Annotated in this window: 17 protein-coding genes; 6 read left to right on the forward strand and 11 right to left on the reverse strand. The window is 71.9% G+C overall.

Annotated elements, in window-relative coordinates:
* Positions 1-11 precede the first annotated feature (11 nt).
* Positions 12-593: a CDP-alcohol phosphatidyltransferase family protein gene (locus ITJ56_RS14485; RefSeq protein WP_194631337.1), complete on the reverse strand. Its 582-nt coding sequence runs from the start codon at positions 591-593 to the stop codon at positions 12-14.
* Between the two features lie 375 nt (positions 594-968).
* On the reverse strand, positions 969-4835 hold the full coding sequence (locus ITJ56_RS14490) for an AAA family ATPase (protein WP_194631338.1): 3867 nt from the start codon (positions 4833-4835) through the stop codon (positions 969-971).
* A 142-nt stretch (positions 4836-4977) separates the two neighbouring features.
* On the opposite strand from ITJ56_RS14490, the gene ITJ56_RS14495 reads away from it, so the two are divergent.
* The 3 genes from ITJ56_RS14495 (at position 4978) to ITJ56_RS14505 (ending at position 7345) form a co-directional block, all read left to right on the forward strand.
* A complete protein-coding gene (locus tag ITJ56_RS14495; RefSeq protein ID WP_194631339.1) occupies positions 4978-5850 on the forward strand; it encodes an HpcH/HpaI aldolase/citrate lyase family protein in 873 nt (290 codons plus the stop codon).
* Between the two features lie 10 nt (positions 5851-5860).
* The gene (locus ITJ56_RS14500; protein WP_194631340.1) at positions 5861-6331 is read left to right on the forward strand and encodes a DUF6264 family protein; all 471 of its coding nucleotides are present in this window, start codon (positions 5861-5863) and stop codon (positions 6329-6331) included.
* Positions 6332-6466: 135 nt separating this feature from the next.
* Entirely contained in the window at positions 6467-7345 is an 879-nt protein-coding gene (locus ITJ56_RS14505; protein WP_194631342.1) for an aldo/keto reductase, read from the forward strand.
* 84 nt (positions 7346-7429) lie between these two features.
* On the opposite strand, the gene ITJ56_RS14510 is transcribed toward ITJ56_RS14505, so the two are convergent.
* Positions 7430-7912 carry a hypothetical protein gene (locus ITJ56_RS14510; RefSeq protein ID WP_194631343.1) on the reverse strand — a complete coding sequence of 161 codons (483 nt, stop codon included), beginning with the start codon at positions 7910-7912 and terminating at the stop codon, positions 7430-7432.
* Entirely contained in the window at positions 7912-8319 is a 408-nt protein-coding gene (locus tag ITJ56_RS14515; protein WP_194631345.1) for a hypothetical protein, read from the reverse strand. Before ITJ56_RS14515 ends, ITJ56_RS14510 begins: the two co-directional genes overlap by 1 nt.
* A gap of 148 nt (positions 8320-8467) precedes the next feature.
* Here ITJ56_RS14515 and ITJ56_RS14520 point away from each other — a divergent pair, with 148 nt between their 5' ends.
* Positions 8468-9433 (forward strand): NAD(P)H-quinone oxidoreductase, encoded by a 966-nt coding sequence (locus tag ITJ56_RS14520; protein WP_194631346.1) that lies wholly within the window; start codon positions 8468-8470, stop codon positions 9431-9433.
* Here the strand turns inward: ITJ56_RS14520 and ITJ56_RS14525 are convergent.
* From ITJ56_RS14525 to ITJ56_RS14555, 7 genes are all read right to left on the reverse strand, one after another.
* Positions 9430-10206, reverse strand: a complete 777-nt coding sequence (locus tag ITJ56_RS14525; protein ID WP_194631348.1) for an amino acid ABC transporter ATP-binding protein — start codon at positions 10204-10206, stop codon at positions 9430-9432. The genes ITJ56_RS14520 and ITJ56_RS14525 overlap by 4 nt on opposite strands.
* The gene (locus tag ITJ56_RS14530; RefSeq protein ID WP_194631349.1) at positions 10203-11081 is read right to left on the reverse strand and encodes an amino acid ABC transporter permease; all 879 of its coding nucleotides are present in this window, start codon (positions 11079-11081) and stop codon (positions 10203-10205) included. The genes ITJ56_RS14525 and ITJ56_RS14530 overlap by 4 nt, the downstream gene beginning before the upstream one ends.
* Positions 11082-11085: 4 nt before the next feature.
* On the reverse strand, positions 11086-11907 hold the full coding sequence (locus tag ITJ56_RS14535) for an ABC transporter substrate-binding protein (protein WP_194631351.1): 822 nt from the start codon (positions 11905-11907) through the stop codon (positions 11086-11088).
* A gap of 83 nt (positions 11908-11990) precedes the next feature.
* Positions 11991-12530, reverse strand: a complete 540-nt coding sequence (locus ITJ56_RS14540; protein ID WP_228517914.1) for a cupin domain-containing protein — start codon at positions 12528-12530, stop codon at positions 11991-11993.
* The gene (locus tag ITJ56_RS14545) at positions 12527-13936 is read right to left on the reverse strand and encodes an amidohydrolase family protein (RefSeq protein ID WP_194631353.1); all 1410 of its coding nucleotides are present in this window, start codon (positions 13934-13936) and stop codon (positions 12527-12529) included. Before ITJ56_RS14545 ends, ITJ56_RS14540 begins: the two co-directional genes overlap by 4 nt.
* Positions 13933-15645, reverse strand: a complete 1713-nt coding sequence (locus tag ITJ56_RS14550) for an adenosylhomocysteinase (protein ID WP_194631354.1) — start codon at positions 15643-15645, stop codon at positions 13933-13935. The genes ITJ56_RS14545 and ITJ56_RS14550 overlap by 4 nt, the downstream gene beginning before the upstream one ends.
* Positions 15646-15693: 48 nt before the next feature.
* Complete coding sequence (locus ITJ56_RS14555; protein ID WP_194631355.1) at positions 15694-16632, reverse strand: PrsW family intramembrane metalloprotease; 939 nt, start codon at positions 16630-16632, stop codon at positions 15694-15696.
* A gap of 74 nt (positions 16633-16706) precedes the next feature.
* Here ITJ56_RS14555 and ITJ56_RS14560 point away from each other — a divergent pair, with 74 nt between their 5' ends.
* Both ITJ56_RS14560 and ITJ56_RS14565 read left to right on the forward strand, forming a co-directional pair.
* Positions 16707-16976, forward strand: a complete 270-nt coding sequence (locus tag ITJ56_RS14560) for a glutaredoxin family protein (RefSeq protein WP_194631356.1) — start codon at positions 16707-16709, stop codon at positions 16974-16976.
* A 48-nt stretch (positions 16977-17024) separates the two neighbouring features.
* Complete coding sequence (locus ITJ56_RS14565) at positions 17025-17894, forward strand: amidohydrolase family protein (protein WP_194631357.1); 870 nt, start codon at positions 17025-17027, stop codon at positions 17892-17894.
* Positions 17895-17927 lie beyond the last annotated feature (33 nt).

Genomic DNA, 17927 nt, shown 5'->3' on the forward strand with positions numbered 1-17927 from the left:
TCCCGGAACCGTCAGGCGAGGACTGTGCGGCGCTTGGCCAACATCGCCACGGCGTACTGGGCGCCGGCGAGCACGTGACCGGCGGTGCCGAGGTAGACGAACACCAGGGCCACGATTCGAACCCACGGCGCGTTCTCGTCGACGGTGTGCACCGCGGAGAACAGCAGCACCGGCAACCCGACGAACAGCAGAGCCGAGCGGATCTTGCCCGTCCAGGTGACGTCGAGGTCCGGGTTGCCGTGGAACAGCACGCTCGACAGGACCACGAGCACCAGGTCGACGAGCACCACGACGGCCACCACCCACCAGGGCAGCAGACCGACGAGCACCAGCGAGAGCACGATCGCGATGATCGCGAGACGGTCGGCGACCGGGTCGATGGCCTTGCCGAGCTTCGACCCCTGGTCGAACCGGCGGGCGATGAAGCCGTCCGCCCAGTCGCTCACACCGATGACGACGAGTGTGACGAGGGCCCACCCCGGGTGTCCGGCGACGACGAGGCCGACGAACACCGGGATCAGCACGAGGCGGAACAGCGTGATCAGGTTCGGCCAGGTCTGCCAGTCGGGGCGCTGCCGCGCGGTCTCAGTCATCAGGGGTCAGGCTACCGGTTCACCAGTGCGGCGGAACGTCGCGGCGGAGCTGGTCGTCGTTCTCCCCGTCGCGGTGCCGCGCAGGTTCCGGCGCGGGCGACGGGACGTAGCCGGGCACCGGCTGGGTGGTGACGCGTCTGCGGGGCCGCACCCGGCCTCCCGATCGATCGTCCGTGTCCCGTCCGGAAGCCGCTGCGGGGCCTGGGCCCACGCCGCCGGTTCCGGGCTGACGCGCCAGCGGCAGTTCGGCCGTGCCGGTGGGGAGAGGCGCGGCTGGCGTCACGTCGTCGGCGCGCGTCCACGTGCCCACCAGCTGGTCCGTCTCCGGCGTCACCGGACCGGCGGGCCGCGAGGCCCGCCGACTCGGCCGAGCGCTCATCGGCGGGCGGGGATCGGGGGAATCGAGATCTCCTGGGTGGCGCCGCGATCGACCCCGAGCACGGCAGCCACCGTGTTGGCGACGCGGTCCGGGTCGGAGAACAGCTGGAACGCGTGCACGCGGACGTAGTGCCATCCGAGTCGGCGGAGGACTTCGGGGCGCAGGCGCAGGGACTCGCGGAGCGAGCCCTTCACGAGGGACGCATCGGTCTCGATCGTCACGCAGACACCGCCGTGCGCGGCGACCAGGCCGAGCTTGCCGCGGTGGCCGAGCGCAACCGGGATGCCACGCATCTCGAGTCGTCGCGCCAGGTCGACCAACAGCGGGTCGGAATCGTCCGGCACGTACTCGGCGGTGGTGCGCGCGCGGACCTCGGCCAGGATCTCGGCGAGGGCGACGGTGCCGTGGCCCATGCGCTCGGCCTCGATGTCCGACGGCTGGAAGCACGTGACGATGACCATCGAGCGACGGGCGCGGGTCATCGCGACCGCGAGCAGTCGCTCGCCGCCGGGCTTGCCGAGCGGACCGAAGTCACGCAGCACGCGTCCGTGCGGGGTGCGGCCGTAGCCGATGGAGAACACGACGCGGTCGCGGCTCTGCGCCACCGACTGCTCGAGCGTCGCCACGATGAACGGTTCGGCCCGGTCGCCGATGACGAACTCGGTGAGGTCCTTGTGTCCCTGCGCCGCGGTCAGCACGGCCTGCTCGACCCGCACGGCGTGCTTCGCCGACGCGGTGATGACCATGAGCGACTCGGTCGGACGGGTCCGGGCGTGGTCGATGACGAGCCGGACCACACGGTCCACCTCGGCGTCGACGCTCTCGACGGCTCCGGACTCGGGGTCCGGCACGGCCTTGCCGTCGCTGACGTAGTCGAGCGCGATCGAGCCGTGGCCGAGGAACGATCCCGCCCACGGCAGCGACTCGATCTTGCCGCCGTAGAAGCGACGGTTCACGAGCTCGGCCAGGTCTTCACCGCCGGCGCGGTACGAGCGCGACAGCGACAGGGTCGGCAGGAGCGTGGAGAGCTTGGCGAGGGCGGAGTCGGCGTGGAACGCGTCGAGCGTGCCCTCGTCGACCTGCATCGCGCGGTGCTCGGGGTCGACGGCGATGCGGAACGGCGACGGCGTCTGGGTCACCGGGTCGCCGAACACGACGGTCTGACGGGCGCGGCGGACGGCACCGACGGTCTCGGCGATGGTCACGGCGCCGGCGTCGACCAGGATCACGGTGTCGAACGGCATCGTGTCGGCGATCTGCGACACCTCGTACGGACTGGCGAGCCAGACGGGAGCGATGGACCGCGACAGGTGCGGTGCGGAGTCCTGCAGCAGGCGCGAGGTGATCGCGCCCTCCCGCAGCTGGGTCTTGAGTGCCGTGGCCTCTTCCGGCCAGTCGACGAGTCCGACCTTCCAGTTCTCGGAGAGCTGCCACGCCAGGCCCTGGGAGACCCCCGCCGCGTGTGCATCGTCGACGAGGCGGAAGTCGGCCTCGACCCGGTCGAGCATGTCGGTGTTCGCACCGAGCAGGGCCCGGTCGGACTCGAGCATGGTCTCGAGCGCCGACTGCCACCAGGCGAGTTCGAGCTCGGCCGGCACCTGCATGTCCGGCACGTGGCGGTTCGCCAGGTCGGTGATGAGCGGCTCGAGCTGCAGGTCGCGCAGGGTCTGCATGAGCTCCGTGCGCTCCTGCAGGTTGTGCAGGACGTCGGACTCGGCCGCGAGCTCGGCGATGGTGGGGACGAGCTGGTCGACCGGCGTGTTCGCGAGCTGGCGGTCCCGCTCGGTGCGGCCCAACGGCTCGTCGAGGCGCGCGAGGTCCTCGGCGACGTTCGAGAACAGCACCTGGACGTCCGCGATGCCCGTGGGCACCTCGGGGTTCACCCCGGCGGCGACGTAGCGCTGCCACAGGACGCGCTGCTGCTGGACGCGGGTCAGGGCCTCGTGCAGGTCCGAGACGTGCACGCCGGGGCGGACGTACTCGCGGGCGAGCTTCTTCAACCGCCGCCGGTTGGTCGACGACATCGGGGCGCCCTCGCCGCGCGGGGCCGTGGCTGCCACGAGCTCGGACACCGAGCGGTCGAACACCACCGGCAGGAAGCGGTCGAGGGTGTCCCGGATCTCGGTGAGCAGGCGCAGGTAGATGCCGAGCTCGTTGATCGTCGTGAACTGCCGCATGTGCGTCGTCGCGACGAGGTCGTGGGCACGGCGGAGCAGGGTCGGCAGCCCGTCGCTGTCCAGGTCCTTCGCGATGCGGTGGGCGCGCTGCGCGCCGTCGCTCGAGCCGAACTTCGCGCCGTACCAGGGCGAGTCGTCGGGGCCGTACCGGAACTCGCCGAGGTTCGCGGCGCTGACCATCGTCTCGGCGACGCGCGAGCGCCCCTCGACCATGCTCGCCACCGAGGTCTTCGACAGCCGCGCGGTCGTCGACGGCGGGACCGGCAGCAGCGAGAGCCGCGAGAGTTCGACCAGGCAGTCGAGCACCGAGACCCCGAAGTCGGCGTCCCTGCGGATGAGCGAGCCCCGGTAGTCCTTCAGGACCTTGCGCAGCCGGACCAGGGCGTCGTCGACCTCGCGGAGGTTCGGACGGACCGCCTTCTCGTTGCGCGCGATGGCCCGGACGACGTCACGGCGGAGGGTGGACGGGGTGACCGCGACCCCGGGCAGCTGGACCTCGCCGAAGCGGGCCGCGATGCCGCGGAGCGTGGCACGGCGGGGGCTGACGACGAGCACGCGCTTGTTCGCCGCGACCAGGCCGCCGAGGGCGTTCACGATCGTCTGCGTGCCACCGGTGCCGGGCAGGGTCTTCACGACGATCGAGTTGCCGGCCGTGATCTGCGCGATCACGTTCTCCTGCTCGTCGTCGGCGTCGAGCAGCAGCGTGTCGGTCTCGGGGCTGCGCTCGTCCGACGGGGTCTGCTCGACCGGGTGGTACGACTGCTCGACCTGCCACTTCGCGCTCGGGTTGCCCGCGAGGGCGTCGAGCACCGGGTGTGACAGGTCACCGGTGTCCTCGACCAAGCCGGTCGCGACCTCGGCGAACGTGGACACCACGAGCCGGGCGTGCACGGAGAAACCGGGGATGTGCGCGGTCAGGCCGCGCAGACGGTCGATGACGGGGTTCGGGGTGAACGAGCCGTCCTGCTGCGCGAGGGCCACGAAGGACTGCGCGTCGAGGATCACCCCGAACTGCTCGTGCAGCGCGTCGGCGAGGCCCGGGTTGAGCACCGGTTCGCCGAGCAGCCGCACCTCGAAGTCACGCCCGTGCCGGCGGATCGCCAGCGGTCGGAGGAGCACCGGGCCGCGGAACTGTTCGTCGCCGTGCTTCCAGTCGGCCATGCCGATACCGAGCTTCACGGCGTCGATGCCGCGCACGGTCGCGAGCTCGGTGCCCTTCGCCTCGACCTGTCCGGCGGCCACGCGGGCGGCACGGAGCGCCACCTCGTCGCGGATCAGGCTGGACAGCAGGGTCGTCTTGCCGGTGATGAACTGCGCGAGCCCACCGGGGTGGGTGGTCGAGAGCTCGATGCGCGCGCGCGGGTGGTCGCTGAAGTGCGTGAGCGGGCTCGTGCCGCCGACCCCGGTCAACTGGGTGCGCCAGCCGTCCCACGTCGGCTCCGCCGCGTTGCCGGCCTGGAGGCGCGGGTCGCCGAGGCTGATCGCGTGCGGGCTCGTCATCTGCAGCTCCGGGCGGAGCGTGCGGTCCGGCTCGTCGTCGGTCCGGTCCTCGTCCACGTCCTGCTGCTCGTCTCGATCGTCGTAGTCGTCGCGCTCGTCGCGCTCGTCGCGCTCGTCGCGCTCGTCGCGCTCGGGGGCACCCTCGACGGGGACGTCGTCGTTCACGTCGTCCTCACCGTCGGTCACCCTGTCCGCTCGCCACACATCCGACACTGTAGGCGGGAACCGACGACCTCTCTGGCAATGAACCGAGGTTTCGGGGTTTCCGCATCGACGCACCTCGCCTCCGACCGGACGTGCGACCTGTCCGATGTGGTACCAACGGGGCATGGCCATCGACGACCGCACCGCCCCGTCCGCCCCCACGCCGAACCGGCGTCGATCGGTCCCCGCCGAGATCTCGCGGTCCTGGCTGCTGGTCTCCGGCACGGCGACCGACCGGTTCGACAAGTCGCAGCGGTCCCGCGCCGACCAGATCATCCTGGACATCGAGGACGCGGTCGACCCGGCCGCCAAGCCCTCGGCCCGCAAGGGGGTCGCCGCCTGGCTCGCGGGTGGTGGCGAGGCCTGGGTGCGGATCAACGACGTCACCACGGACTTCTGGGCGGACGACGTCGAGGAGCTCCGCGGCCTGCCCGGGCTGCAGGGCGTCATGCTCGCCAAGACCGAGTCGCCCGCGCAGGTCACCGACACCTGGCACCGGCTCGGCGGTCAGACACCCGTGATCGCACTGGTCGAGTCGGCCCTGGGCATCGAGGAGTCCGTGTCGATCGCGAAGGCCCAGGGTGCGTTCCGTCTGGCGTTCGGCTCGGGCGACTACCGCCGCGACACCGGCACCAGCGCCGACACGCTCGCGATGGCGTACCCGAGGTCGAAGCTGGTCGTCGCCTCGCGCGTCGGCGACCTGCCCGGCCCGATCGACGGCCCGACCGTCGGGTCGTCGCACCCGATCCTCCGCGAGCAGTCGCAGGTGGCCGTGTCGCTCGGTCTGACCGGCAAGCTCTGCCTCGACACCGAGCAGCTGCCCGTCATCAACGAGGTCATCTCCCCCACCCCCACCGACGTCGCCTGGGCGCAGGACTTCCTGGACGACTTCGAGGCCCGCGGCCGGGTCATCCGCGACGGTTCCGACCTGCCGCGACTGGGTCGGGCACAGAAGATCCAGCGTCTCGCACAGGCGTTCGGGGTCGAGGCGCGGTAGGACTGCACGCATGACCTGGTCCAACGTCCCCGGCCCGCCGCCGCAGTCCCCCTCCGGCCCAACGGACGCGGAGCGCGCCGCGTGGGAGCGCGGCGGCACCACGTTGTTCCCACCGGCGAAGCTCGCCGACCGGATCTCCACCGTGCTGCTCCTGGTGTTCGGTGCCGTCACGACCGTGGTCACGGCGATCGTCGGCATCATCGCGGTCGCCTCGGCCACGACGGGGTGCGACGCCTCCGCCGGGTGCACTGCCGGCGGGTACGTCGGCGGCGCGGCCATCGCGGTCGGCGGCGCGTTCGTCATCGGAGCCGCCACGATCGTGCTCGCGATCGGCGCCTGGATCCGTCGGAAGCCGTCGTGGTGGATCGCCGCGATCGGCTTCGTGCTCGCGGTCGTCGTCATCGCCTGGGGCGGCGTCGTGTTCGCGAACGCCGTCGACAGCGACGGCTCCGCGTCCACCTCGGTCTCCGCGAGCGCCTGACCGGCGCGCACCACCCGTCCGACAGGACACCAGTCGATCGACGCGTGTCCTGTCGAAGAACGCGTGCGCGTTCGGACGGGAGGCGCGGGGCGACCACCTGTGCGTGACGGCGCAGCCCCGGCGCATGCTGGGGCCATGAAGCAACGAGTCATCGGAGACGTGTCGGTCAGTGCCATCGGTCTGGGCGGCATGCCCATGTCGATCGAGGGCCGACCCGACGAGCGCCAGGCCATCGGGACCATCCACGCAGCACTCGAGGCGGGGGTCACGCTCATCGACACCGCCGACGCCTACCACCTGGGGGGTCAGGACGAAGTGGGCCACAACGAGGAGCTCATCGCGCGGGCGGTGCGGGAGTTCCACGACGACACCTCCGCGGTGCTCATCGCGACGAAGGGCGGACACCTGCGACCCGAGGCCGGCAACTGGACGCAGAACGGGCACCCGGAGTACCTGAAGGAGGCCGCGAAGGCGTCGGCGAAACGGCTCGGCGTCGAGTCGATCGGCCTGTACCAGTTCCACCGTCCGGATCCGGCGGTGCCCTACGCCGACTCGATCGGGGCGCTCGCCGACCTGCTCGACGAGGGTGTCATCCGGATGGCCGGCATCTCGAACGCCGACCCGGACCAGATCCGCACCGCGAACGAGGTGCTCGGCGGCCGACTGGCGTCGGTGCAGAACCAGTACTCGCCGAAGTTCCGGTCGAGTGAGCCGGAGCTCGAACTCTGTGACGAGCTCGGCATCGCGTTCCTGCCGTGGAGCCCCCTCGGCGGCATCGGGAGCGCGGCCGACCTCGGCACCGCGTTCGAGGACTTCGCGTACATCGCCCGCGACCGGGGCGTCACCCCGCAGGTGATCGCGCTCGCGTGGGAGTTGCAGAAGAGCGACGTCGTCGTGCCGATCCCCGGAGCCTCGCGGCCGCAGTCGATCCTGAACTCGATCACCGCGCCGACCATCAAGTTGCGGCCGGAGGACGTCGCCCGGCTCGACGGGTCACGGGCCGCGGCGGCCTGACGCCGCGTCCCGACGCACCACGACGCCCCGCCGGTCCGATCAGGAGCGGCGGGGCGTCGACGTGTCGCCGTGCATTCGGTGCGCTCAGCTCTTGGCGGGGCAGACCGCCGAGACCTGGTCGAGCGTGGTCTGCACCTCGGTCTGGGCCTCCTCGACCTCGGTCGAGTCCTCCGCCGCGCCGGAGCGCATGGCCGAGCCGTAGCCCTTCGCGGCGTCGGTGAAGGCCTGGAACGTGTCGTGCACCTGGTCGTTCGTGACCTTCGGCAGCGCGGCGTCGAGGCGGTCGGTGAACTCGCCGATCAGCGCTGCCCGGGCTGCGGGATCGGCGGGCGCGGACGAAGAGCCCTGCTGCTGGAGGAACGACGCGAGTTCGTTCTCGAGCAGGGAGCAGGCTTCTTCCTTGGTCTGGGCGGGGGCCGCGGCCGCGGTCTTCGAGGCGGTGGGCGCGGTGGGCTGCTGCGACCCGCCGTCGGACGAGCCACCGTCGGAGGACCCGCCGGAGGAGCAGCCCGCCAGCAGCGTGACGGCGACGAGCGCGGTGGTGACCGCGGTGACGGTGCGGCGCATCAGGAGTTGCACTCCTTCTGGAACGCGTTCCCGGTGTCCTGCACCTTGGTGCTGGAGTCGGTCAGGGCGGAGACGTCCGCCGACTGCGGGTCGTCAGCGATGTCCTCGATGTCGTCGACCAGGTCGCCGTAGGCCGACTCGAACGCCTCACCCTTGTCCTTGAGGTGGTCGTCGGACAGCTCGTCGACGCCGTCGGAGATCTTCTCGTCGAGCTCCTTGAGCTTCGTCACGGCGGCGTCCGGGTCGGACTGCAGCTTCGAGGCCTCGGACTGGACGCCCTCGGCGGCGGTCTTGACCGTCTTCTCGAACTGGGTGCACTGGTCGGCCTTGGACGGCCCCGTCGAGCAGCCGGCGAGCAACGTGAGCGCCAGGCCGGCGGTGGCGAGCGCGATGAGCTTCTTGGGCATGGTGGATGGTCCCCCTCGATCTGTCCGCACTCCCCCGGATGAGGTGCAGGTCCGTCATCGAGCGTACATGGAACATCCACAGGGGGTCCGGGCGGGTTGCGGGCTCCCGGCGGTCGCGCGGAGGCCGGTGGCGCGTACCGTCGAGGGCATGCGAGCCATCACGTTCGACGACGCCTCCATGTCCGTGACCGACCTGCCCGACCCGGAGCCCGGCCCGGGCGAGGTGCTCATCGACGTCGCAGCCGCCGGGGTGAACAACGCGGACCTGCAGCAGCGCGCCGGGAACTACCCGCCGCCGCCCGGAGCGTCGGACGTCCTCGGCCTCGAGGTCTCCGGCACGGTGCGGGGCGTCGGACCCGGAGTCACGACCGTGTCCGTGGGCGACCGGGTGTGCGCACTGCTGTCCGGTGGTGGGTACGCATCGCTCGTGGTGGCACCGGCGACCCAGGTGCTCCCCGTGCCCGACGGTCTCGACCTGGTCGATGCGGCCGGTCTGCCGGAAGCCGCCTGCACCGTCTACTCCAACATCGGCATGCTCGCCGGGCTCCGGCCCGGGCAGACCCTGCTCGTGCACGGCGGGACGGGCGGTATGGGATCGCACGCGGTGCTGTGGGCCAAGGCGCTCGGGGCCACGGTGATCGCGACGAGCGGTGGGGAGCGCAAGGTGGCCGCGTCCCGTGACCTGGGTGCCGACCTGGTCGTCGACCACCGCACGGAGGACTTCGTCGAACGCGTCCTCGCCTTCACCGACGGAGTCGGCGTCGACGTGGTGCTCGACGTCGTCGGGCCGTCCTACCTGGAGCGGAACCTGCGGGCGCTCGCGCCGAACGGGCACATCGCCGTGATCGCCTCGGGCAGCGGTCGCACCGCCGAGCTCGACTTCGGCGCGCTCATGCGCAAGCGGGCCAGCATCAGCGGGACGACCCTGCGCGCCCGGCCCCTCGCCGAGAAGGCCGCGATCGTCGAGGCCGTCCGCTACAACGTCTGGCCGCTGGTCGCCGACGGCCGCGTCCGCCCGGTCATCGACTCGGTGCTGCCGCTCGCCGACGTCGAGGAGGCGCACCGCCGGGTCCGTGACGGCGAGGTCATCGGCAAGGTCCTGCTGACGCCCTAGGCGTGGACGCGGGAGAGGAACTCGATCAGGGCGGGGTGCTGCGGGTGGTCGAGGACCTCGGCGGGGGTGCCCTGCTCGACGACCTCGCCGCGGTGCAGGAACACGATCCGGTCGGCCACGTTCCGCGCGAAGTGCATCTCGTGCGTCGTCATGAGGATGGTGGAACCCTGGCGCTTCAGCTCGGACACCAGGTCGAGCACCTCGCCGACGAGCTGCGGGTCGAGGGCGCTCGTGACCTCGTCGAGCAGCAGGAGCTCGGGATCGGACGCGATCGCCCGGACGATGGCCACGCGCTGCTGCTGGCCGCCGGACAGCCGGTCCGGGTAGGCATCGGCGAAGGTCGCGAGCCCGATGCGCTCGAGCAGCCGGCGCGCGGTCTCCTCGGCCTGGGCCCGCGGGACGCCGTGCACCTGGCGGGAGGCGAGCGTCACGTTGTCGAGGACGCTCAGGTGCGGGAACAGGTTGAACTGCTGGAACACCACACCGATCCGGGCGCGCACCGCGTCGACGGCGATGCGCGGGTCGGCGATGTCCATGCCCTGCAGCAGGATCTCACCGTCGTCGATGCCCTCGAGCAGGTTGACCGTCTTGAGCAGGGTCGACTTGCCGGAGCCCGAGGCCCCGATGACGCAGATGACCTCGTGGCGGTTCACCGTCAGGTCGATGCCGCGCAGGACCTCGTGCTCGCCGAAGGCCTTGCGCAACCCGCGCAGTTCGAGGACCACGGCGTCGGTACCGGACGCACCACGGGCCTCCAGGCCGACCTCGCTCATACGGTCCCTCCGATCTGCTCGCGCCGCTGCTGGCGGCGCGCGATCGCGTCCGTGACGCGGATCAGCGGCAGGCTGATCACCACGAACAGCAGCCCGGCGACGAAGTACGGCGTGAAGTTGTACGTCTCCGCCTGCGCGATCTGGGCAGAACGGACGGCGTCGACGGCGCCGAGGATCGACACCAGGCCGACGTCCTTCTGCATCGACACGAAGTCGTTCATGAGCGCCGGGGTGACCTTGCGGACCGCCTGCGGCAGCACCACGAGGCGCAGGGTCTTGGCGTGCGAGAGCCCGAGCGACCGGGCGGCGAGGCGCTGCGAGGGGTGCACGGCCTCCATCCCGGCGCGCAGGACCTCGGCGATGTAGGACGAGTAGGTCAGCGTGATCGCGATCGTGCCCCAGACCTCGGCGGGCAGGCGCGGGAACACCCCGAGGCCGGGGATGCCGTAGCCGACCAGGTACAGCACGATGATGAGCGGCAGGCCGCGGAACAGGTCCGTGTACCCGGTCGCGAGCATCCGCAGCGGGAAGAACACCGGGTTCCGCAGACCACGGACCACCGCGAGCAGCGTGCCGAACACGGCGACGCCGATGGCGCTGAAGAACAGGATCCGGACGTTCAGCCACAGACCTCCGAGGATCGACGGGAACGTGTCGATCGCGGTCTGCGGGTCGAAGAACGACTGCTGCACCGCCGCCCAGCCGGGGGTGTTCACGACGCCGAAGTAGGCGACCGCGATCACGACGAGCGTCGACACGACCGACACGACGATCGACCGGCGTCCGCGCTGCCGCCGGTAGAGCCGACGCTCGAGCTCGATCTGGCTCGGCGCGGGGGCGGCCACCGGGGTACCGGCGCCTGCTGGCAGGGTCATGCGGTCACTGCAGGACCGGGGTGCCGGTCTCCGACGAGAGCCACTTGGTCTGGAGGTCCTCGAGGTTGCCGTCATCCGTCAGTGCCTGGAGGGCCTTGTCGACCTTGCTGGTCAGCTCGGAGTCCTTCGGCAGCACGAAACCGAACTGGTCGCCCTTGCCGTCCGCGGGGAACTGCGCCGAGACCGTGCCGTCGTCGAGCTGAGCGGACGCCATGTAGAACGCCGTCGGCAGGTCGGTCACGATCGCGTCGATCTGCCCGGACTTGAGCGCGAGCACGGCGTCGTCGTTGGAGTTGAAGACCTGCGGGGTGATCCCGAGCACGCTCTTCACGCTCGCGATGCTCGTCGACCCGGTGGCGACGCCGATCGCGTCCTTCTTCAGGTCCGCGATCTTGGTGTGGTCGACGGCCTTCGAGGACTTCGTCGTCACGACGGCCTGTGTCGTCGTGTAGTAGGCCGTGGACATGTCGACGGCCTTCTTGCGCTTGGCGTCGATCGAGAACTGCTGGACGTTGAGGTCCCAGTCCTTCGGGCCCGGCGCGATGGCGCTGTCGAAGGTGCTGCGCTTCCACACGACGTCGGACTTGCTGTAGCCCATCTCCTTCGCGACCGCGTAGGCCACGGCGGACTCGAAGCCCTCGCCCGACTGCGGCTTGTTGTCCTCGACCCAGGGCGAGTACGCCGGGTCCCCCGTGGCGATCGTGAGCTTGCCGTCGGTCACCGTGCCGTCGGCGTTGCTGCTGTCGCCGGCGGAGCACGCCGACAGGGCGAGGGCGGCGACCGCGGCGGTGGCGACGGCGAGGGTGAAGCGGAGGGAACGGGTCACGGTCGGGCCTTCGTGCGAGGGGGGTGGGGGCAGGTCGAAGTGTACTTCGCCGTGGGATACCAGCGCGAAACGGTGTCGCTGCGCTACTCGGCAGCGGCGTCGGCGTCGTCGGCCTCGTCGTCGGCCCCGTCTGCCATCGTGAAGTCCTCGAACGAGAAGCCCGGCGACACGAGGCAACTCAGCAGCACCTCGCCGTCACCCGGGATCGTCCGCTGCCACACGCCGCCCCGCACGAACGCCTGCGCGTCGTTCACCCGGTCACGCCCGGCGTCCGGGCCGAGGGTGATCGTGGCGCCGGGCTCGGGCAGGTCGCCGTCACCGCCGAGCTGCAGGTCGACGGCGTCCGGTCCGTGCCACATCCAGATCTCGTCGCTCGTGACCCGGTGCCAGGCGGAGGCCTCGCCCGGGGGCAGCAGGAAGTGGATCAGGGTGGCGGCCGGACGCTCCCCCGCGGGCGTCGAGACCGTGGCCGGCGAGGTCCAGGTGCGGACGTACCAACCGCCCTCCGGGTGCGGTTCCATCCCGAGGGCCATCGCCCGCTTCGGGACGTCGAGCCACTCGATCAGGGAACCGTCGACGGTGCGTCGTGCGGCCGTGCCGGGGCGGGGTGCGGTCTCGGTCATCGTTCCTCCTGGGGCGGTGCGGTGGTGTCCATGCGGGTGGACGGCGGGTCGGTGACGACGCCGGCGGACGCCCGGACCACCCCGCGGACCACGGTGGCGGCGGCTCGGCCGGCGCCGTCCTCGACGAGTTCGGCGAGCGCGTCCGGCACGGTGCGGGCGTCCACGTCGAACACCGCGAGGTCGGCACGGGCCCCGACGGCGAGGTGTCCGATGCGGTCCGGGCCGACGGCGAGCCCCATCGCGTGCGCACCACCGAGGGTCGCCGCGGCGAGCAGCCGCTCGTGCAGGTCCCGGTGCCCGTACCCCTGGGCACGGGCGATCCGGTGCAGGGCGGTGACGTCGGCCATCAGGTCGAGGGACGGCGACGACGACAGGGAGTCGGTACCGACCGCGACGGGGCTGCCCTCGCGCAGGTAGTCGGCGACGGGCGGTGGGTCGAGGCCGATGACGGCGTTCGACCGCGGGCAGAGCGCCACCGCGGTGCCCCGGGCGCGCAACAGGGCCCGGTCGGCGGCGGTCATGTAGACCCCGTGGGCGATGTGGCAGTCCGGGCCGAGCACCCCGAGCCGGTCGACGAAGGCGGTCGCGCTGGCCCCGAACCCGAGGGCTCGCAGCGCCCGGAACGAGGGCACGTTCGCCAGGTGCCAGTCGTTCCCGTGGCCGACCCCGTCGACGCCGTCCAGCCCCGGGACCGGCCCGAGGGCGATGCGCTCACCCTCGAACGCGGCCTCGCCCAGGTGCAGGTGGAGTCGGAGCCCGCGCTGCCGGACGATGTCGGGGAGTTCGAGCAGCGGGGCGACCTCGAGCGAGTAGGGCGCGTGCGGGGAGAGCCCGGCACCGGGGGTGGTCGGGATGCGGGTGAGTTCGTCGAGCACCTGGTCGCGACCGTGCGACTGCCAGGCGTCGTTCTCCCAGTCCATGACCTCCCAGTAGGCGATGCCGCCGAGCCCGGCGTCCTGCAGTGCCGTCGACGCCTCGATGTCGGTGACGATGTCCGCGATGCTCGTCACGCCCGCCAGGATCGACGCCCGCGCGCCGTCGGCAGCCTCGGCCCGCCAGTCGTGGGGTTCCGCGTAGTCGACGTTGAACGCGGTCGCCCAATCCTCGAATCCGCTGTACTGCCGTTGGCCGACACTCGCCATGCCGGTGTACTGCAGGTGCGAGTGCGCGTTCACGAGACCGGGGAGCAGGGCTCCGCGCCACTGCCGCTCGGCGAAGGTCGCGCCGGAGCCGGTCAGCTGGTCGACCACCCACGAGCGGTCGCCGACGTGCAGGATCCGCCCGTCCTGCACCGCCACCGCCCCGTCCGCGATCGGCGGCGCGGTCATCGGCACGACGACGCGCGCCGAGTGCACGGTGATCGGGTGCGCGGCCCGCGGGTGGGTGGGCTGCGGTCGCACGCTCATGCCGGGTCTCCGAAACGGCGGGTCCGGACGTCCGGCTCGCGGTCCGCCGGGTGCTCAGCAAGCAATCCGGGAGGCCCGGGGCGGCTCCCGAACGCGGCGAGCGCCGCGCGGGCGGTCGCGTCGTCCACCGCGGGGTCGATCGGCACGACGGCGCGCTCCAGTTCGTCGCCGCGCTCGAGGAGCATCCGGACGGCACCGAGCTGCACGGCGAAGGACAGGTCCATGATCTCGACGGGGTTGCCCTCGGCCGCGGTGATGTTGATGCAGCCGCCGTCGTCGAGCACGATCGGCCCGCCGTCGGCCCCGGCGAACACGAACCGCTCGGCCTTCGGCCCCACCGGCTGGCGCTGGGCGCCGGCGGCGAGGGCGTCGTCGATCGCGATCTCCTGGTCGACGCCGCCGGCGACGGCGAGGACCGCTCCGCTCGCGCAGGCACGGAGCACGTCGAGGTCGATGGTGTCCGGCACACCGGTGGCGCTCATCACGAGGTCGGCGTCGCCCACCGCCTCGACGAGCGGGGCCACCGCGTACCCGGCGAAGCGCGCCTGCAGGGCGCGGACCGGGTCGGTCTCGGCGACCGTCACCCGGAACCCGAGGGCAGCGAGCACCAGGGCGACCCCTTCGCCGACGTGGCCGAACCCGGCGACGACCGCCGCGCCTCCCGGCCGTACCCGGTGCGTAGCGGACGCGAGCCCGTCGACCAGGTCGAGCACCGCGAACACCGTCGACTGCCCGGTGCCGTACCGGTTGTCGAAGAACGTCTTCGTGCGGGCGTCGTTCACGGCCACGACCGGGATGCCGAGCTCGCCGCGCGCCGCCAGCACGCGCAGGGGCCGCAGGCCGCTCGTGGTCTCCTCGGCCGCGCCGAGCATCGTGGGCAGCAGGTCCGGACGCTCCTGGTGGGCGAGCCGGATGACGTGCGCGCCGTCGTCGAGCAGGATGTGCGGCGCCGTGTCGAGCATCGCGAGGGCCAGTTGCTTCTGTTCCGGCAGGGTCGCGGTGCTGCTCGCGTACACCGTCAGGCCGGCGGACCGCAGTGCGTCGGCGACCGCGTCGTCGGTCTCGTCGGCGTGGGCGTAGACGACGACCTCGGCCCCGGCGTCGCGGAGCAGCAGGATCAGGACGGCGGTCTTCGGTTCGAGGAACATCGCCACGCCGATGCGGGTCCCGCGCAGGAGCCCGCCGTCGCGGAGCTCGGCGGCGACCGAGCGTGCGACGGGCATCGACCGGCGCGCCCAACGCAGGCGCGCGTCCGCGGCGGGGTCGTCCTCCGGGTCACGACCGGTGGAGACGAGGAAGACGTCGTCGGAGAGCATCGGGACGGCGAGCACACCGGGCCGGGCCGGGGAGACGGGGCCGAAGGCGTCCTCGTCGACGGCGGGCAGGTGGCGACCCGCGTCCACCACGATCAGGGTGCTGCCGCGAGGGCGGTCGGCGGCGCGCTCGACGGCGGGGGTCGACTCCTCGGGGGAACCCAGGCACCAGAGCTGGTCGATGCGCTCGTCGACCTGGCCGGCCCGGTCGGCCCGGGGCTCGGTCTCGTGTGCGCCGAGTGCGGTCAGCAGGTGCCGGAGCGCCGCCGCGTCGCGGGGGTCACCGCCGACGATTCGGAACCGGCGGGCGGCCACCAGCAGGTTCGTGGCGGCGGCGAAGCGCCGGACAGCCGCCGAGGCCCACACCAGCGTGTCGAGGTCGGGGACTGGCGGCATGAGCCAATCGTAGGGCGAGCGGGTCGCGGGCCCGGCCCCGGTGCTGGCTCAGGGCAGGCGCTCGGGCCCGGGGGTCGTGTCCCACCCGACGGGCGCCGACGGTTCCTGCGTGCGTTCCCGGTAGTGCCGGAGCACGCCGACGAGCACACCCACCCCGATCAGGCTCACGATCCCGAGCCCGACGACGTAGACGGTCGTCACGATCCCGTTCACGGCGGCCGGCACCATCCCGGACTGCGTGGCCTGCAGCGGAACCCCGGAGACGATGAACGCGACGAGGGTGGCGATGGTGCCGTTCGCGTCCCACAGCCCGTGCAGTACCGACACCACCACGTACGCGACGATCGGCGGCCACGACCAGCGGAACCGCGCACGGCCGGTGGAGGCGCCGAACAGCACCGCGCCGAGGACCGCGGTCCAGAGCACGTGCCCGACGGGGGCCAGCACGGCACGGACCACCTCGGTCTGCAGCAGTGACGCGAGGTCGATGCCCCGCGCCGTGATCGCGGCGTTGAAGGCGTACCCGGCCGACTCGAAGGCAGCGAAGCCCGCACCGATCGTCGCGCCGAGCAGCGCTCCCTGCCGCGCGGTCTTCGGTTGGACGCGCCAGCCCACGACGACGAGCAGGACGCCCTTCACGAACTCCTCGACGAAGCCGACGACGAGGTAGAGGCTCAGGCCCTGCTCCAGGTCGGCCTCGAGCAGGGATGCCCCGAGCACACCGAGGATCCCGCCCACGAAGAACGCCGTCACGAGTTGCATCGTGCTGACCGTGCCGGTGACCCGTTCGATGACGAACAGCACGACGGTGAACGGCACGAGGAAGCTGCCGAGCAGGATGATCGTCGGCACCAGGTTCGTGTTCTGCGTCGACACGGTCACGATGATCGTGACGACCCACAGCACGAAGCCGACGACCAGCGTCTTCCACCACCAGCCGTGGCGGTGGTGGGGATGTGCGACGGGGGTGTCCCAGGGCAGGCTCATGCGCACATCGTGCTCCGCGTGCGGCGAGCGGCGTCACGGGAATGTCCCGCGGCCGTCCGACGTACTCTCTGCACATGAGCGATGCGACGACTGCCCCTGACCGCGTGACCATGTTCGGCGCCGACTGGTGCCGCGACTGCCGCCGGTCCAAGGCGCTGCTCGACACCCTCGGCGTGGACTACGAGTACATCGACGTGGAGCAGGACCTGACCGCGGCGGACCGGGCCGAGGCGATCAGTGGCCGCAAGAACATCCCCGTCGTGGTCCTGCCGAACGGCAAGCACTTCGTGGAGCCGTCCGACGTCGAGCTGCGCGCCGAACTCGAGGCCTCCGGCATCGTCTGAGCACGCGTGCTACACCCGGACATCGGATGAATCGGGCATGATGAGGTCGTGATCATCGACGCTCACCACCACCTCTGGGACCCAGCCGACCGGCCGTACCCCTGGATGGACGACTCCGTCGCCCCGATCCGCCGACGGTTCGACGTGGACGACCTGCGCGCCGCGACGCAGGGCACCGGCGCCACCCGGACGATCGTGGTGCAGGCCGTGCACGACCCCGGCGAGACCGCCTGGCTCCTCGCGCAGCCGGAACCCGTCGCCGGCGTGGTCGGGTGGGTGGACCCCACCGCTGTCGACGTCGCCGAGCGGATCGCCGCCCTCCGCGCACAGCCCGGCGGCCACCGGCTGGTCGGCATCAGACACCAGGCGCAGGACGAACCCGATCCCGACTGGCTCGCTCGCCCCGAGGTCGCCCGTGGCGTCCGCGCCCTGGCCGCCGACGGACTCGTGTTCGACCTGCTCGTCCGGGACCGGGAGCACCGCGCCGCCCTCGCACTGGTCGATGCCGTCCCCGAGGGGTCCTTCGTGCTCGACCATGCGGGCAAGCCCGACATCGAGCACGGAGACGACGGCTGGGCGGGCCGGATGACGGACTTCGCCGCACGCACGAACGTCGTGTGCAAGGTCTCGGGCCTGTTGACCGAGGCCGGAGCGGACTGGCGCCGGCGCCCCGTCGCCCGGCACGTCCGCGACGTGGTCGAACACTTCGGCCCCGACCGGTCGATGTTCGGGTCGGACTGGCCGGTCTCCACCCTCGCGACCACGTACGACGAGGTCCTCGCGCTGACCGTCGACGCACTGGCGGACCTGGCGACCGGTGAACGGGACGCGGTCCTGACCGGCACCGCCGAGCACACCTACCTCGCAGGGCCAGCCCTGAGCGGCGCAGCCCTTGCCGCAGCCCCGCCACAGACATAGGATGTCTGCGGCTGCGCCGGTGCAGCCGGAGAG

It is taken from the genome of Curtobacterium sp. VKM Ac-1376, from assembly GCF_015351025.1.
GTDB lineage: Bacteria > Actinomycetota > Actinomycetes > Actinomycetales > Microbacteriaceae > Curtobacterium.